Genomic DNA, 13,381 nt, shown 5'->3' with positions numbered 1-13,381 from the left:
GACGCTTTTCTTCGGGTGTGAACATGATTGCCTCCTTGTTGCAGGGTGACTCACAACAAGGCTGGCACTACGGGTCGTGCAGAATCTTGCACTCGAAGGCCCGCGCCCAGCCCCGCGACCCCGTCCACCTACCGCCGCGCGGCGCGCACGAAGCGCTCGAAGAGCAGGTGGGTCTCCGGGGCGTTCGCCAGAGCCGCCTGCGAGAAGCGAATGACCTCCCAGCCCATGGCCTTGAGCTCAGCGTTGATGCGGGCATCGCGGTTGCGCTGGTCACGCGTCCAATGATGCGCGCCGTCGTACATCACACCGACGCGAGCCTGCGGATCGGCCAGGTCGAGCACCGTGACCAGGCGCTCGCCCGACCGCACGGGAACCTGCGGGACCAGATGAACGCCCAGGTCGCGGGCCTGCGGGGTGAGCATGAGGCGTAGAGAGGTCTCGGGAACGGAGTCGGCGAGCGAACTGCTGAGAGCGAGGTATTTGTGGAGCAGGCGGGCGTCGAAACGCGAGCGTGCAGCGGCCACGATCTCTGCCTCCGTGACCTCCGTGCGGCGTCGAAATTGGTCGATGAGCTGGACGGCGCGCACCGTGGACGCGGACAGGTGCGCCATCGCGGGCACGGGCCAGGTGTGCAATCCGTCGCTGAGTATGCGCAGGCACCGCACGAGCGCCATCGCGGGCGGCAGGCAGCGCAATGGGTGGTCGTGGTACCAGAGCGTCCAGGCGGTTAGACCCGCAGGTAGACGGTGAATGGTGGGGGTGAGAGGGTGGCTCGCTAATCGACGGTTCCCCTTACCCAGCACAAACACATCCGCACCCTCGCTGAACTCCGGGACTCCGAGGAGGCAAGCCGCGCTGAAGGAGTCGGCGACCCAGGTGGGGTGCTTGAGAAGCACGGCCACCGCGCGGGCAGCAGCGGGAGCGGGATAGGCGAGCTGGCGCGGGTGCAGCAGCGAAAGCTGGGCAGCGTGCGAGACAGCGTGCTCGGGGGCAACGCTGTAATGCCGGGAGACCGGGATACCCCGGCCCGCCCCTAGCAAAGGAGGGCAGGTGCCCGGCAAAAGAGGCAGTCCGGAGCGCAAAGCCATGGTGAGTCCTTCCGGTAGTAGCTGCTACTACCTGGGACGGCCCTGGGCCCGGATCGGTTCCCTTAAGGACGGCGGAAATCTTCGCGCATGCCGCGACGCAGCAGCTTGAGCCACTGCAGGAAGCCGCGCGGATCCTTGCGCTGCACCAGGAAGAACCAGCCGAATCGCCCGAGCTCCTGGATCACCAGTGCCCGGTTACCGGGCTGGGAGAGCAGGTAGCCGCGGTTGCGGTAGGTGAAGAAGCGCTTGCCTTCGCCCTCCGGGTACTGCGCGTGCATCTTGCCGCCCAGGATCGGTTGGAACTCGCTGGAACCGTCGGGGTGCAGGTAGAACGCGTTGAGCGCGGTGCCATAAGCCAGGCCCGAGCGCTTGAGGCGGCGGTGGTATTCGACCTCGTCGCCGCGGATGAAGAGGCGATAATCCGGCACGCCGATGCGCTCCATGGCGTGGGCCGAGATGAGCGCGCCGTTAAACAGGGAGGCGTAGGACTCCAGAAAGTCACCGGTGAGTTCGTCGCGGCGGCGGTGCCAGGTCGTGCCCTGGCGCAGGGGGAAGGCGAGCCGCTCGGGGTCCTCGAGGTTGCACACGGTCGGCGAGATCTGGTCGAGTCCGCGCCGGCGGGCGACGTCGATAAGCGTTTCCAGAGTGTCCACCGAACCGGGGCGGCCATCGTCGTCGGCGCACCACACCGCGTCGGCACCCAGCGCCAGCGCGTGGAGGAATCCGTAGGCGAACCCTCCCGCGCCGCCGAGGTTGGTGTGGGAGGGCAGGTAGATTCCGCGCTCGCCGGCAAGCTCTGCAACGAGCTTTTCGACGCCCTCCTCCGCCGCATTGTCCACCACAATCACCCAGTTCACGGGGTGTGTCTGGTTAACCACTATCTCCAGGGATGCCCGCAATAGCTCCACGCGGCGGTGGGTAACGATGACAGCGGCGATGGAATCCGAGGGGCTCAAAGGCATGGGCTCATTGTGGCACAAAGGGTGCGCACAACAGGCTCACGCAACGGTGGCGCTACTGTCCGGCCTCGAGCTCGCGGCGCATCTGGCGGACGCGGTCGCCGGCCTCCTTGCCCTCGTAGGCCTCCACCACGTCGCCCACCAGGCCGGCCTGGCGGATCTGCCCGTGGTCGACCCAGAGCGCGGTGGAGCACAGTTGCGCCAGGAAGTCGTTGGAGTGGGAGGCGAACACCAGGATGCCGGAGCGCTGCACCAGCTCCTCGAGGCGTCCGCGGGCCTTGGCCATGAAGGCGGCGTCGACGGCGCCGATGCCTTCGTCGAGCAGCAAGATCTCGGGCTCGATGGAGGTGACCACGCCGAGTGCCAGGCGCACGCGCATGCCGGTGGAGTAGGTGCGCAGGGGCATGGCCAGGTAGTCGCCGAGCTCGGAGAATTCCGCGATGTCGTCCATGCGCTTGCGCATCTGGGCGCGCGTCTGGCCGAGGAAGAGGCCGCGGATGATGATGTTCTCGTAACCCGAAATCTCCGGGTCCATGCCCACGCCAAGGTCGAAGACGGGCGCGACGCGTCCGCGCACGTCGGCGCTGCCGCGCGTCGGCTCGTAAATGCCCGAAAGCAGGCGCAACAGGGTGGACTTGCCGGCGCCGTTGTGGCCGACCAGGCCGACGCGATCGCCCTCGCGCAGGTGCAGGTTGATGTCCTTGAGCGCCTCCACAACCACGGTGTTGGAGGAGTTCTTGCCGATCGCCCCGCCAGCAGTGGTGAGGAAGGCCTTCTTCAGGGAGCGGGACTTGGCATCAAAGATGGGGAAGTCGACGCAGGCGTTGTAGGTGTCAATAGAAACCATGAGCGTTACCTTCCTAAACCCAGTAGCTCACGCGGAAGCGCCACTGGCGCATGGCCAAAGCGGCGAGCAGCAATCCGACGACGGTGACGATGGCGACGATGCCCCAGTGGTAGGCCGCAACGGGCTGGCCGATCATGGGCGCGCGCACGATCTCGAGGTAGTGGTACAGCGGATTGATCTCCGCGATGCGGGCGCGCTCGGCGACCTCTCCGCCCTGCTGCTTGAGCGTGTGCGTGGTCCACACGATGGGGGTGATGTAGAAGAGCAGCTGGACCAGGGACTCCAGCAGGGGGGCGACGTCACGGAAGCGCGTGGCCACGATGCCAAAGAGCATGGAGACCCAGACGCCGTTGACGATGAGCAGCAGCATGCCCGGGATCGCCCACAGCACGTTGAATCCCAGGTTGATGCGGAAGATCAGCACGAGCGCGATCCAGATGACCAGGTTGTGCGCCAGGAACAGCGCCTGGCGCCACACCAGGCGATAGACGTGCACGGATAGTGCCGAGGGGAGCTGCTTGATCAGGCCCTCGTTTTCGATGAAGACCTCCGCGCCCTCCTTAATGCATCCGCTTAAGAATCCCCAGATGATCAGGCCCACGGTGACGTGTGGCAAAAAGTCCCTCAGGGGCAGCTGGAAGAGCATGGAATACAGCAACCCCAGCGCCAAGGCCATCACGCCGGTGGCGATGGTGATCCACAGCGGGCCGAGGGTCGAGCGGCGGTAGCGCTGCTTGATGTCTTGCCATCCCAGTTGGAGCCAGAGCTCGTGTTGGCGGGCACCGCGGACGAGGTCGCCGAAGGCGGCCCCGAACGTGGTGGAGCGCGAGGAAGGCGCCTCCTCAGATGGGCTTGAGATCATGCGATTGACGTCGCTTTGTAACTTCTCCTGCACGGAGCACTAGCCTAGTCCGCTCACGCGCCTAAGCATTTTTGCGGCGCGCAGAGCACCCGGACCTGGGCTACTCTTAGGGCACTTGGACTAACCGGGTGGGGGTGGTTGAATAGCCGGAGACCGACCGCTAATTGCACCAAAGGAGAGCGCATGAGCAGCTACGATGTCTTTGGCGTTCGCGGTCTGTACACGTCATTGGGCGATGGCTGGACGTATCTCAATGCGCATTCCTGCCCGCAAGTGCCCGAACGCGTGGTCTCCGCTGTGGGCCGCTCCTTCCGCCTTTCGGCCGCAGTGACCGATCCGGAGGAGACAGGCCATCACGCCCGCCACTGGGGTGCCGGCACACCCGAGGGCGACCGCTTTGTCCACCAGGCCCGGGTGGCCGTGGCTGATCTTGCTGGTGTGCGACCAGAATGTGTGGTCCTCGGCCCCTCCCTCGAGGTGCTCTATGCCAACCTGGCGCGGGCACTGGGACCCCGCTTGCTCGGGGCGAGTTCCTCGGTGGTGCTACGCAGCTCTGACAGCCCGGCACTAACTGCGCCGTTTACCGGATGGAGATCGCAGGTGCGCTGGGCGCACGCGGATCTGGGCACGGGCGAGGTTCCCGGGTTCCAGTACGAGGAGCTTGTCGACGGCTCAACCCGCCTCGTTGCTCTCTCCGCCGCAGAAAAGGTTCTCGGGTCCGTCACGGATGTGGCCTCGGTCGTGGAGAAGGTCCGTGCTCGTTCGCGCGCGTGGGTGCTTGTCGACGCCTCGAGCTTTGTGCCCTACCGGCGTCTCGACATGGCGGCCTGGGGTGCGGACATCGTGAGCCTGGACCTGGCCGAGATGGGCGGACCGCAGGTTGCCGCTCTGATCTTCCGCGACCGCCTGATGTTCAATCGCCTGGCCGACTTCGCGGGGCGCTCCGGGGCAGCGGCCCTGGATTCGCCGATCTCGACGGGCCTGGCCGGTGGCGTGACCGCCGTGGTGGACCACATGGCCAGCCTGGTGGAATCCGCGGGCAACCGGCGCCACCAGCTGAGCACCTCGATGACTGCGCTGGAGCAGTACCTGGGTTCGCTGGCCGACGACATGTACTTGTTCCTCGGCTCGCTTCCGGCCGTCCACGTCATCGGCGTAACAGGTGAGGCGGCAGCGGGTGCGACCACGGACCGCTTGCCGCGATTGTCCTTTGCCGTGCAGGGAGTGCCGGCCGAGACGGTGCAGCGCCGGCTGGTGGCCAACCGGCTGATCACCACTCTCACTCCAATCACGCCGTTGACGGAGCACATGGGTGTGGCCGAGATTGGCGGCGCAGTGACCGTGGGCCTGGGGCCCTTTAACACCAACGCGGACCTGGAGCACCTGGTACGCGTGGTGGCCTCTCTGGCTTAAAACTGGCCTAGATCTCGAGGACTAGGGTGCCGGTCACGCTGCCGGAGTCGAGCAGTTCGTGCGCCTGGGCCGCCTCCCGCATGGGGAGTGTGGAGTGCAGGCGGTGAGTGACCTGCCCGGATTCGAGCAACGGCCATACATTTTTCACCGTCTCTGCCACGATGCGCGCCTTGTCCTCCAGGTCGCGCGCACGCAGCGTAGCCGCCGTGATGGATTGCCGGCGTGGCAGCATGCGCCCCAGATTCAGCTCGGCCTTCGGCCCGGACTGGACCGCGATGACCACCAGGTGTCCGTCGAGGGCCAGGCACCGCATGTTGTCGGCGAGGTAGTCGGCGCCGATGATGTCGAGGATGACATCGCACTGGTCCTTGAGCTCTTCGACGAACTTCTGCTCGCGGTAGTTGATCAGAATATCCGCGCCGAGCTCCCGGCACACGTCGAGCTTTTCCTGGCTACCGGCGGTGACGGCCACGCGTGCGCCCAGGGCCTTGGCGATCTGGATGGCCATCGTGCCGATCCCGCCAGCCCCGCCATGAATGAGCACCGTCTGCCCATCGCGCAGCCCGGCCGTCATCTTCAGCGTGGACCATACTGTGCAGGCCACCTCCACAACGGCGGCAGTCTGCGCCAGCGAGTAGCCCTTCGGGACGGGAGTGAGCTGTCCTTGGGGCACGGCAACGTACTCGCCATAGCCGCCTCCTGCCAGCAGACACCCGACCTCCGTGCCGGTTGCCCAGTCGGTGTCGCCGGAGTCCACGATGGTGCCGGCGCACTCGAGGCCGATGATCTCCGAGGCTCCCCGGGGCGGCGGATACATCCCCTTGGCCTGCATGAGGTCGCCGCGGTTGACCCCCGCCGCGGCTACTTTGACTAACACCTCACCAGGGCGCAGCTGAGGCGTGTCCACGTCCTGCCACTCCAGGGAGCGGGGGTTGTCCGGATCAGTCTGAATGATGGCTTTCATGCCACCACCCTAGTGATCCTGGGCGGAGAGCAAGTTAGAGAAGCGCTCCAGGGCATTCGGGCTGCCGGCAACCGTGATCAGGTCTCCGGGGCGCAGGTCGGCGGTGGAACGCACCGGCTGCCAGGCGCGCTCGCGCTTGACGGAGACGATCTGGACGCCGTATTCCGTGAACAGCTGATCGGGGGTTTTCGTTACCGCCTGAGGGGCAATCATGGCCACCACCGAGTAGTCGCGTGCGATCTCGGCGAACTCTCGAATCCGGCCGTCGAGCAGGTGTGCCACGCGTCGGCCCGTGTCGTACTCCGGGCGAACGACGTGGTGAACGCCGACCCTCTCCAGGATGCGGGCATGTGCCGCGGTGTCTGCGCGCGCCCAGATCGATTCGACCCCGCGCTCGGCCAGGGTGGCGGCGGTGAGGATTGAAACCTCCAGGTGATGTCCCACGGCCACGACCACGGTGGACAGGTCGAAGAAGCCGAGCTGCTCCAGGGCCTCCTCGTCTGTTCCGTCGGCGACAGCGGCCTCGGTCAACAGGGTGGCGTGCTCGCGGACGACCTTCGGATCCGTATCGATGCCCAGCACCTCCACGCCCTCCTCCGCCAGCGCGAGGGCCAGGGTGGAGCCGAAGCGGCCGAGCCCCACCACGCCGACCGGTTCCTGGCGCGGCTGACGAATGCGAGAAAACGGGTTATCCAATGTAGGGCCTTTCTTCTGGGTAACTGAATCGCTTGTCGACGTGCCTTAAGGCCAAGGACGCGACCAACGTGAATGGTCCCAAGCGCCCGAGGAACATGACTGCCGCCAGAATGAGCTGAGACGCAGCGCCAATCTTGCCGGTGATGCCGGTCGAAAGCCCGACCGTGCCGAAGGCCGAGACCACCTCGAAGACGATCGCGTCTCCGTCGAAGTGAGGTTCCAGCGCGCGGATGAGTGCCGTGGCTATGACCACGGTGAAGATGCCCGCGGCCATGACCGCCATGGCCTGGCGGACGGTGGAACTGGGGATCATCCGCCTGCCCACCGTGGTGTGCTCGCGGCCGCGATACTCGGCCAGCACGGCGGCGGCGAGTACCGCCACCGTGGTGACCTTGACGCCACCGGCCGTGCCGGCAGAGCCACCGCCAATGAACATAAGGGCGTCGGTCATCATCAAGGTGATGGGGGAGGCCTGCCCATAGTCGATGGAGTTGAACCCGGCCGTACGCGCGGTGACCGAGGCGAAGGTGCTGGCCGCAGCAAACGACGATGGTCCCAGGCCAGAGAAGGTATGGCGGTGTTCCGTCAGCGCAAAAACCAGCGCCCCACCTATGATGAGCGCGGCAGTGGAGAGCAACGTGATTCTGCTGGTCACCGACCACGGGCGCGCTGCTGTTCCCCGGCAGCGCCGCTGTACCTCGGCCAGAACCGGATACCCCAAGCCGCCCACGATGATGGCCAAGCTGATCGGCCCGATGATGAACCAGTCTCCAACAAAACCTATGAGGCTGTCGGACTGCAGGCTGAACCCAGCGTTGTTAAACGCCGAGATGGAATGAAACACACCGAGCCAGATGGCCTGCCCCCAGGAGTGGCCATAGGCCAGCGCAAAACGCAGCGCCAGCACCGCCGCGATGACGGACTCGACCACGAGGGTGAGCATCACCGTGGCCTGGAGGGTGCCCTTGATAGACCTGCTGGAGATGCCTCGTCCCTCGGCTTCCGCTACTCGACGATGGCGCAAGCTCAAACGATGCCGGAGCACCATGCCCAACAGCGATGCCAGCGACATCACTCCCAGGCCACTGATCTGGATGAGCGCCAGAATGACTATCTGCCCAAATAAATTGAAGTGGCTGCTCGTATCCACTGTGACCAAGCCAGTAAGTGAGGCTGCGGATACTGCGGTGAACAGGGCGTCGATAAGCGCCGTGGGGTGATGATCCGTCGAGGCCCACGGGGACGCCAGGGCCACAGTGCCTAAGGCGACGAGCCCAGTAAGGCCTGCGGCGGCGAGCCGGGCCGGGGCGAGAGCATGCCGATCCGTGGGATCGTGTCGAGTGCTGTGCACGCGGCAAGACTACTCCCGGTTGGCCGATTGTCTAGTCCTATCGGCTAGACTGACCGGGCGCTCACAAATGTGAGCGGGGAGACGTGGCAGAGCGGCCGAATGCACTGGTCTTGAAAACCAGCGAGGTTAAACCCTCCGCGGGTTCAAATCCCGCCGTCTCCGCGCAGTTAACCGAGTGACTTCCAGCGCTCGTAACCCCCACGCAGGCTCGCGGCCTCAAAGCCGCGGGCCTGCAGTGCTTCTGCTGCCTGGGCTGAGCGCACACCGGTGGCGCAGTAGGTAACCACCAGGCCAGAATCGCGCGCCGGGGTCCAGCCATTAAACACCGTGGCCAGCGGGACTTCCTGTGCGCCGGGGATGATGCCAAGGGTTGTCTCGGCGGGCTCGCGAACGTCGATAAGCACAGCAGCCTCGGGAACTGCGTCCACCTCGCGCACCTGGGGAAGTTCCTGGCGCGGGGGAGTGCCGGACAAGTCCATGTCGTTGGAACCCAGCGGAATGTACTCCCAGCGGCCGGTCAGCGAGTCGTAGTAGCCGAGCGTGCCGCGCAGTGGAGTTCCAATTCCGGTGATCAGCTTGATGGCCTCCATGGCCATGGCCGAGCCGACCACCCCCACCACCGGGCCGAGCACCCCGGCTTGGGCGCAGGAGGGCACCGCCCCGGGAGCGGGTGGGGCGGGGAAGAGGTCCTCGTAGACCGGCCCGTGACCGGCATGAAAGACGCTGAGCTGGGCCTCGAATCCCAGGATGGAACCGTAGACGTGGGGGATCCCTAACTGAGCGCAGGCATAGGAGACCACGTGGCGGGTGTCAAAGTTGTCGCTGCCATCGAGCACGACGTCCGCCCCGCGCAGCACGTCGATGGCCCCGGGCCAGGTCAAACGCGCCTCGACGGCATTCACCTCGACCTCGGGGTTGAGCGCAGCCATTGTGGTACGAGCGGAATTCACCTTGGGTTCACCCACGCGGTCGGTGGTGTGGATGACCTGGCGGTGCAGGTTGGATAGGGAGACGGTGTCGTCGTCGATGAGCGTGATGCGGCCGACGCCGGCCGCTGCCAGGTAGAGCAAAGCCGGGGAGCCCAGGCCGCCGGCCCCAATGACGGCAACGTGGGCGTGGGCAAGCGCGTCCTGGCCGGCCTGCCCGAACCCGTTCAACGTGACCTGGCGGCGATAGCGCTCGCTCATTCCAGACCTACCCAGGTGGCGGTGCCGTCGAGAAGCGTTTGCTCCTTCCAGATAGGGACCTCGGCCTTGACCCGATCGGCCATCTCGGAGCAGGCGGCGAAGGCATCACCGCGGTGGGCGGCGGCCGCGATGACCACAAAAGCGCTGTCCCCGATGCTCAGCGCGCCCACGCGATGCGCCGTGTACAGGCGGGTGCGGGGATGAGCTGCCGACACCTCGGCTGCGACTCGCTCGATCTCCGCCTGGGCGGTGGGGTGGCTGGTGTAGGTCAAAGACTTCACTCGCTGGCCGGAGTCGTGGTCGCGCACGATGCCGTCGAAGACCACGCAGGCCCCCATCGCAGCGGTGACCACGTCCGCTTTGGCCTCGGCTACCAGCGGCTCCAGTGGCTGATCGGTGATGATCGCAGCCAGGACCTGCCCGGTTTGCTCGGCCACGTAGGCCGGGTCCTTAGTGCTCATGGATGCCCTCCAACTGATCGACGATGTGCGTCAAGACGTCCTGCAACACGCTACAGCCATCCTTGACCCCTCCAGTGGATCCGGGCAGGGTCATTACAAAGGTGCGTTTGGTGACCCCGGCGACCGCGCGCGAGACGATGGCCGTGGGCACCTTCTGCCGGCCCAGCTCCCAGAAAGCATGGACGATCCCGGGAAGCTCTCGCTCCAGGTGGGGCTGCACCGCCTCGACGGTCTGGTCATCCGGGGTAATGCCGGTGCCTCCAGACGTCAGCAGGACCCGGGGCGGGTGGGGGTCTTGCAGAATGTCAGCCACGGTGGTGGTGATGTCCGCATCGGCGACCACCAGCGCATCCGGGGTGTCAAAGCCCTGTGAACGCAGAAAGTCCACGGCGATGGGACCGGAGCGGTCAGCGTAGGTACCGGCAGCGGCACGCGTGGAGGCGACCACGACCTGGGCACGGGGAGAAGACAAGGTGTGCACTCCTAGAGGGGATAGACGGTTACAAGATCGCCGGCCTTGAGCTCGGCCTGGCGGGGAACGCGCAGCAAACAATCGGCGTCCACGGCCTGGGTGATCAGGTGCGAACCAGCGCCACCGACCACGCTCACGCTCACCTGCGCCCCGGCGTAATCGAGGCGCCCGCGCAGCAGCTGGTCCTTGCCCTCGAGGCCACGCTGGTCCGCGACCACGTGTGCCGAGCGCTCGGCGGGAGTCCTACCCAGCAGGGGAGCGACGAACAATCGGAAGCTGACCAGGGTGGATACGGGATTGCCGGGCAAGCAGATGACGGGGCATCCGGCAAAGCGGGCAATACCCTGCGGGCCACCGGGCTGCATGCCCACGTGCCCGAACCAGGCGTGCGGGCCGTCGAGAACCTGGCGCACCACCTCGAAGGCCCCGGCAGAGATGCCTCCCGAGGTCACGATGACATCCGGGCACAACGCGTCCACGGCCGACTGCAGGTCGGCGCGCAACACATCTGGGTTGTCGTTGGTGCGCACGTGCCCCGCGACCTCCATGCAGTAGCGCTCGGCTGCGGCGGCGATCATGGGGCCGTTGGCGTCGGGGATCTGCGCGGGATGCTCAGCGGACGAGGAGATCTCCGCGCCGCCGGTGACCACCAACAGGCGCGCGCGCTGGTACACCTCCACCTGTGCAATGGACTGCGAGGCTATGGCAGCGACGCCCGCCGGGGTCAGCGCGGTACCGGCGCGCAGCAGTAGCTCACCCGCCGCAATGTCATTACCCTGCGCACGCACGAACGCGCCGACCGAGCTCTCAGGGAGAACAACCTCCTCGCCTTCGCCCAAAAAGCGCGCAGGCTGCGCCTTTTCCACCGGAATGATGCACTGGGCACCAACCGGCAGCGCGGCCCCCGTCATGATCGGAGCGGCGAGATCACCCACCCCGTCCGGATACAGCTGCGCAGGATCGGCCCCGGCAGCGATGGTCGGGCCCACCACGCGCGCGCCCGCTGCAGGATGCGCAACCGCGTACCCATCCATCTGCGAGTTGGCGAAGCGCGGTGAGTCCCACTCGGCGGAAATATCCCGGGCCAGCACACGTCCGCGAGCCGCTTCCAGGCGAACGCGCTCAGTTTCCCGCGGCGAGAGCTCGGCGCGGATGACTTGGCGATGTTCCTCAATACTGCGCACCGCTGTTCCTTTCGACTCGTCGTTTAAGGTCAATCACATGGAGATCCATTACTTTGCCGCTGCCCGCGCAGCCGCCGGATGCGCCAGCGAGACGGTCACGCCCCCAGCCACCCTCAAGGAGCTGCTCGTTGCCCTGGCTGCTGCCCACTCTGGCACCACCGATTCGGGGCTGAGCCTGGGGGAGATCTTTCACCGTTGTACCTTCCTCGCCGACGGCACGCGGGTGGAGCGCGAACATGACTTGACGGGGGTCTCGCGTATCGACGTCCTCCCGCCCTTCGCCGGCGGCTAACCCACCTGCTGCCAGGCGCGGAGGAATTGTTCGGCTTCCGTCCGGGTGGTCACACTTACCCGCAATCCCTCCGGAAAGGCGCGCGCTAGCACACCATGTTCCTGGAGCTGCGCCGCCAAGTCTGCGGCATTGTCGCAATCCAACCACACAAAGTTGCCCTGGCTGTGGGGTGCGCCAAGAGCGTCGGCGACTCTATCGCGCACAGCCACGGTTTCCTCCGTGCGCTCCAACAGCTCGTTGCGGGCTTCCAGGCTGGCCAGGGCCCCGGCCTGGGCAACGGAACTGACGCCGAAGGGGATAGCCACCTTGTTCAGGGCGTCGATAAGCTCCGGGGCGCCGAAGGCGTAGCCGACCCTCACCCCGGCGAGACCGTAGGCCTTGGAGAAGGTGCGCAGGGCGATGACGTTGGGATAGGCGCTGATTGCCTCGGTGCCGGTGATGGCGGATGGATCGCGGTTGAACTCGAAGTAGGCCTCATCGAGCACGACCACCACATGCGCGGGCACCGCCGCCATGAAGTCCGCGAACTCCTCGCGGCTAATCACCTGCCCCGACGGGTTGTTGGGGGAGCAGAGGAAGATCAACCGGGTGCGCTCCGTGATGCGTCGAGCCATCTCGGGCAGATCATGGTGGCCGTCGGGCAGGAGCGGAACCTGCACTGCCTTCGCACCCACGACCTGGGTGAAGATCGGGTAGGCCTCGAAGCTTCGCCAGGCAAAGAGCACCTCGTCCCCGGGTACACAGGTGATCTGGACGAGCTGCTGGCACAGGGCAGACGAGCCCGTTCCCACAGCAATGTTGTCTACCTGGAGGCCCAGGTGCTCGGCCAGGGCGTGCTTGAGCTCAGTAGCGCCCATGTCCGGGTAGCGGTTAGCCTGCACGGCCGCCTGCGTCATCGCCTCGACCGCGCTGGGTAGCGGGCCGGCGGCCACCTCATTGGAGGAAAGCTTGAGCGCGCCGGGCACGCGCGTGCCCGGGACGTAGGACGGCAGGGAGGACAAGTCGGGCCGGATCATAGGGGTAATGGTAGTGCTTGTGCCGGGGCGGTTTGGCGGGGGCCGTAGCCGACCGTTACGATGTTGGGCGATGCTTTAGCATCGGCTGGAGATGTGCCAGAGCGGCCGAATGGGGCTCCCTGCTAAGGAGTTGACCTCTCGCGAGGTCCGGAGGTTCGAATCCTCTCATCTCCGCACCGCAACTGCCCGCAGAACTCACAAGCTGAGTCTGCGGGCTTTGTTGTATTTGGCTGGCAACAATGCAGTACGGGCGCCCGCAATTTTGGGCGCGGGTGTACGACAAAGTTGCCACCAACGGTGGACTCGAGCCCAACCCGCCACCGACAACCCCCAGGCGACGCGCCGAGACAAGATGCACATTTTGCCACTTAACCCGACCTCCCAAGTCCTTTAAAGTCCAGTTAACCTGCCGTTTTGTTTACTTAAGGGGGCGGGTGTAAAGTTTCATTCCGTTGCCAAGGAAAACGGCACCAGCGCCCGTAGCTCAACGGATAGAGCATCTGACTACGGATCAGAAGGTTGGGGGTTCGAATCCCTCCGGGCGCACCATTTAGGCCCCTAGGAACAGTGAAACACTGCGCCTAGGGGC

The 13,381-nt window shown here is 65.8% G+C and carries 14 protein-coding genes and 3 tRNA genes; 5 read left to right on the top strand and 12 right to left on the bottom strand.

Going from position 1 to position 13,381, the window contains the following annotated elements; all coding sequences use genetic code 11:
• Positions 1-128: 128 nt before the first annotated feature.
• The 4 genes from FHE74_RS07040 to wzm form a co-directional block, all read right to left on the bottom strand.
• A complete protein-coding gene (locus FHE74_RS07040; protein WP_139465791.1) occupies positions 129-1,088 on the bottom strand; it encodes an endonuclease domain-containing protein in 960 nt (319 codons plus the stop codon).
• Positions 1,089-1,150: 62 nt separating this feature from the next.
• The gene (glfT1, locus tag FHE74_RS07035; RefSeq protein ID WP_139465790.1) at positions 1,151-2,050 is read right to left on the bottom strand and encodes a galactofuranosyltransferase GlfT1; all 900 of its coding nucleotides are present in this window, start codon (positions 2,048-2,050) and stop codon (positions 1,151-1,153) included.
• A gap of 52 nt (positions 2,051-2,102) precedes the next feature.
• Positions 2,103-2,894 (bottom strand): galactan export ABC transporter ATP-binding subunit Wzt/RfbE, encoded by a 792-nt coding sequence (wzt, locus tag FHE74_RS07030; protein ID WP_139465789.1) that lies wholly within the window; start codon positions 2,892-2,894, stop codon positions 2,103-2,105.
• A 13-nt stretch (positions 2,895-2,907) separates the two neighbouring features.
• Positions 2,908-3,756 (bottom strand): galactan export ABC transporter permease subunit Wzm/RfbD, encoded by an 849-nt coding sequence (gene wzm / locus FHE74_RS07025; protein ID WP_139465801.1) that lies wholly within the window; start codon positions 3,754-3,756, stop codon positions 2,908-2,910.
• 183 nt (positions 3,757-3,939) lie between these two features.
• Here wzm and FHE74_RS07020 point away from each other — a divergent pair, with 183 nt between their 5' ends.
• Positions 3,940-5,169, top strand: coding sequence for an aminotransferase class V-fold PLP-dependent enzyme (locus tag FHE74_RS07020; RefSeq protein ID WP_139465788.1), 1,230 nt, complete (start codon positions 3,940-3,942; stop codon positions 5,167-5,169).
• A gap of 7 nt (positions 5,170-5,176) precedes the next feature.
• Here the strand turns inward: FHE74_RS07020 and FHE74_RS07015 are convergent, their stop codons facing one another.
• Genes FHE74_RS07015 through FHE74_RS07005 form a run of 3 tightly spaced genes read right to left on the bottom strand, consistent with a single transcriptional unit; the run spans position 5,177 to position 8,180 of the window.
• Positions 5,177-6,133: an NAD(P)H-quinone oxidoreductase gene (locus FHE74_RS07015; protein ID WP_139465787.1), complete on the bottom strand. Its 957-nt coding sequence runs from the start codon at positions 6,131-6,133 to the stop codon at positions 5,177-5,179.
• Between the two features lie 9 nt (positions 6,134-6,142).
• Complete coding sequence (locus tag FHE74_RS07010) at positions 6,143-6,829, bottom strand: potassium channel family protein (protein WP_139465786.1); 687 nt, start codon at positions 6,827-6,829, stop codon at positions 6,143-6,145.
• Positions 6,822-8,180, bottom strand: coding sequence for a TrkH family potassium uptake protein (locus tag FHE74_RS07005; protein WP_139465785.1), 1,359 nt, complete (start codon positions 8,178-8,180; stop codon positions 6,822-6,824). Before FHE74_RS07005 ends, FHE74_RS07010 begins: the two co-directional genes overlap by 8 nt.
• 77 nt (positions 8,181-8,257) lie before the next feature.
• Between FHE74_RS07005 and FHE74_RS07000 the strand changes: the two genes are divergently transcribed.
• A tRNA-Ser gene (locus tag FHE74_RS07000) sits at positions 8,258-8,342 on the top strand.
• 5 nt (positions 8,343-8,347) lie between these two features.
• Here FHE74_RS07000 and FHE74_RS06995 read toward each other — a convergent pair.
• Genes FHE74_RS06995 through FHE74_RS06980 form a run of 4 tightly spaced genes read right to left on the bottom strand, consistent with a single transcriptional unit; the run spans position 8,348 to position 11,484 of the window.
• Complete coding sequence (locus FHE74_RS06995) at positions 8,348-9,367, bottom strand: ThiF family adenylyltransferase (protein WP_139465784.1); 1,020 nt, start codon at positions 9,365-9,367, stop codon at positions 8,348-8,350.
• Positions 9,364-9,828, bottom strand: coding sequence for a molybdenum cofactor biosynthesis protein MoaE (locus tag FHE74_RS06990; protein ID WP_139465783.1), 465 nt, complete (start codon positions 9,826-9,828; stop codon positions 9,364-9,366). The genes FHE74_RS06995 and FHE74_RS06990 overlap by 4 nt, the downstream gene beginning before the upstream one ends.
• Complete coding sequence (locus FHE74_RS06985; RefSeq protein WP_139465782.1) at positions 9,818-10,300, bottom strand: MogA/MoaB family molybdenum cofactor biosynthesis protein; 483 nt, start codon at positions 10,298-10,300, stop codon at positions 9,818-9,820. The genes FHE74_RS06990 and FHE74_RS06985 overlap by 11 nt, the downstream gene beginning before the upstream one ends.
• An 11-nt stretch (positions 10,301-10,311) precedes the next feature.
• Positions 10,312-11,484 carry a molybdopterin molybdotransferase MoeA gene (locus FHE74_RS06980; protein ID WP_139465781.1) on the bottom strand — a complete coding sequence of 391 codons (1,173 nt, stop codon included), beginning with the start codon at positions 11,482-11,484 and terminating at the stop codon, positions 10,312-10,314.
• Positions 11,485-11,521: 37 nt separating this feature from the next.
• On the opposite strand from FHE74_RS06980, the gene FHE74_RS06975 reads away from it, so the two are divergent.
• Positions 11,522-11,776, top strand: a complete 255-nt coding sequence (locus tag FHE74_RS06975; RefSeq protein WP_139465780.1) for a MoaD/ThiS family protein — start codon at positions 11,522-11,524, stop codon at positions 11,774-11,776.
• Here FHE74_RS06975 and hisC read toward each other — a convergent pair.
• Entirely contained in the window at positions 11,773-12,792 is a 1,020-nt protein-coding gene (gene hisC, locus FHE74_RS06970) for a histidinol-phosphate transaminase (RefSeq protein WP_139465779.1), read from the bottom strand. The two genes, FHE74_RS06975 and hisC, sit on opposite strands and share 4 nt — an antisense overlap.
• 87 nt (positions 12,793-12,879) lie before the next feature.
• On the opposite strand from hisC, the gene FHE74_RS06965 reads away from it, so the two are divergent.
• Both FHE74_RS06965 and FHE74_RS06960 read left to right on the top strand, forming a co-directional pair.
• Positions 12,880-12,966, top strand: a tRNA-Ser gene (locus tag FHE74_RS06965).
• 299 nt (positions 12,967-13,265) lie between these two features.
• Positions 13,266-13,341, top strand: a tRNA-Arg gene (locus tag FHE74_RS06960).
• The last annotated feature ends 40 nt before the right edge of the window (positions 13,342-13,381 follow it).

Source organism: Corynebacterium tapiri (assembly GCF_006334925.1).
GTDB classification, from domain to species: domain Bacteria; phylum Actinomycetota; class Actinomycetes; order Mycobacteriales; family Mycobacteriaceae; genus Corynebacterium; species Corynebacterium tapiri.
The sequence above is the reverse complement of the archived record's forward strand: the minus strand, read 5'-3'. Positions and strand labels throughout refer to the sequence as shown.

Bases quoted from the DNA above. Each gene is read 5' to 3' on its own strand.
- FHE74_RS07040 (WP_139465791.1), bottom strand. From the start codon at position 1,088: ATGGCTTTGCGCTCCGGACTGCCTCTTTTGCCGGGCACCTGCCCTCCT.
- glfT1 (WP_139465790.1), bottom strand. From the start codon at position 2,050: ATGCCTTTGAGCCCCTCGGATTCCATCGCCGCTGTCATCGTTACCCAC.
- wzt (WP_139465789.1), bottom strand. From the start codon at position 2,894: ATGGTTTCTATTGACACCTACAACGCCTGCGTCGACTTCCCCATCTTT.
- wzm (WP_139465801.1), bottom strand. From the start codon at position 3,756: ATGATCTCAAGCCCATCTGAGGAGGCGCCTTCCTCGCGCTCCACCACG.
- FHE74_RS07020 (WP_139465788.1), top strand. From the start codon at position 3,940: ATGAGCAGCTACGATGTCTTTGGCGTTCGCGGTCTGTACACGTCATTG.
- FHE74_RS07015 (WP_139465787.1), bottom strand. From the start codon at position 6,133: ATGAAAGCCATCATTCAGACTGATCCGGACAACCCCCGCTCCCTGGAG.
- FHE74_RS06995 (WP_139465784.1), bottom strand. From the start codon at position 9,367: ATGAGCGAGCGCTATCGCCGCCAGGTCACGTTGAACGGGTTCGGGCAG.
- FHE74_RS06990 (WP_139465783.1), bottom strand. From the start codon at position 9,828: ATGAGCACTAAGGACCCGGCCTACGTGGCCGAGCAAACCGGGCAGGTC.
- FHE74_RS06975 (WP_139465780.1), top strand. From the start codon at position 11,522: ATGGAGATCCATTACTTTGCCGCTGCCCGCGCAGCCGCCGGATGCGCC.
- hisC (WP_139465779.1), bottom strand. From the start codon at position 12,792: ATGATCCGGCCCGACTTGTCCTCCCTGCCGTCCTACGTCCCGGGCACG.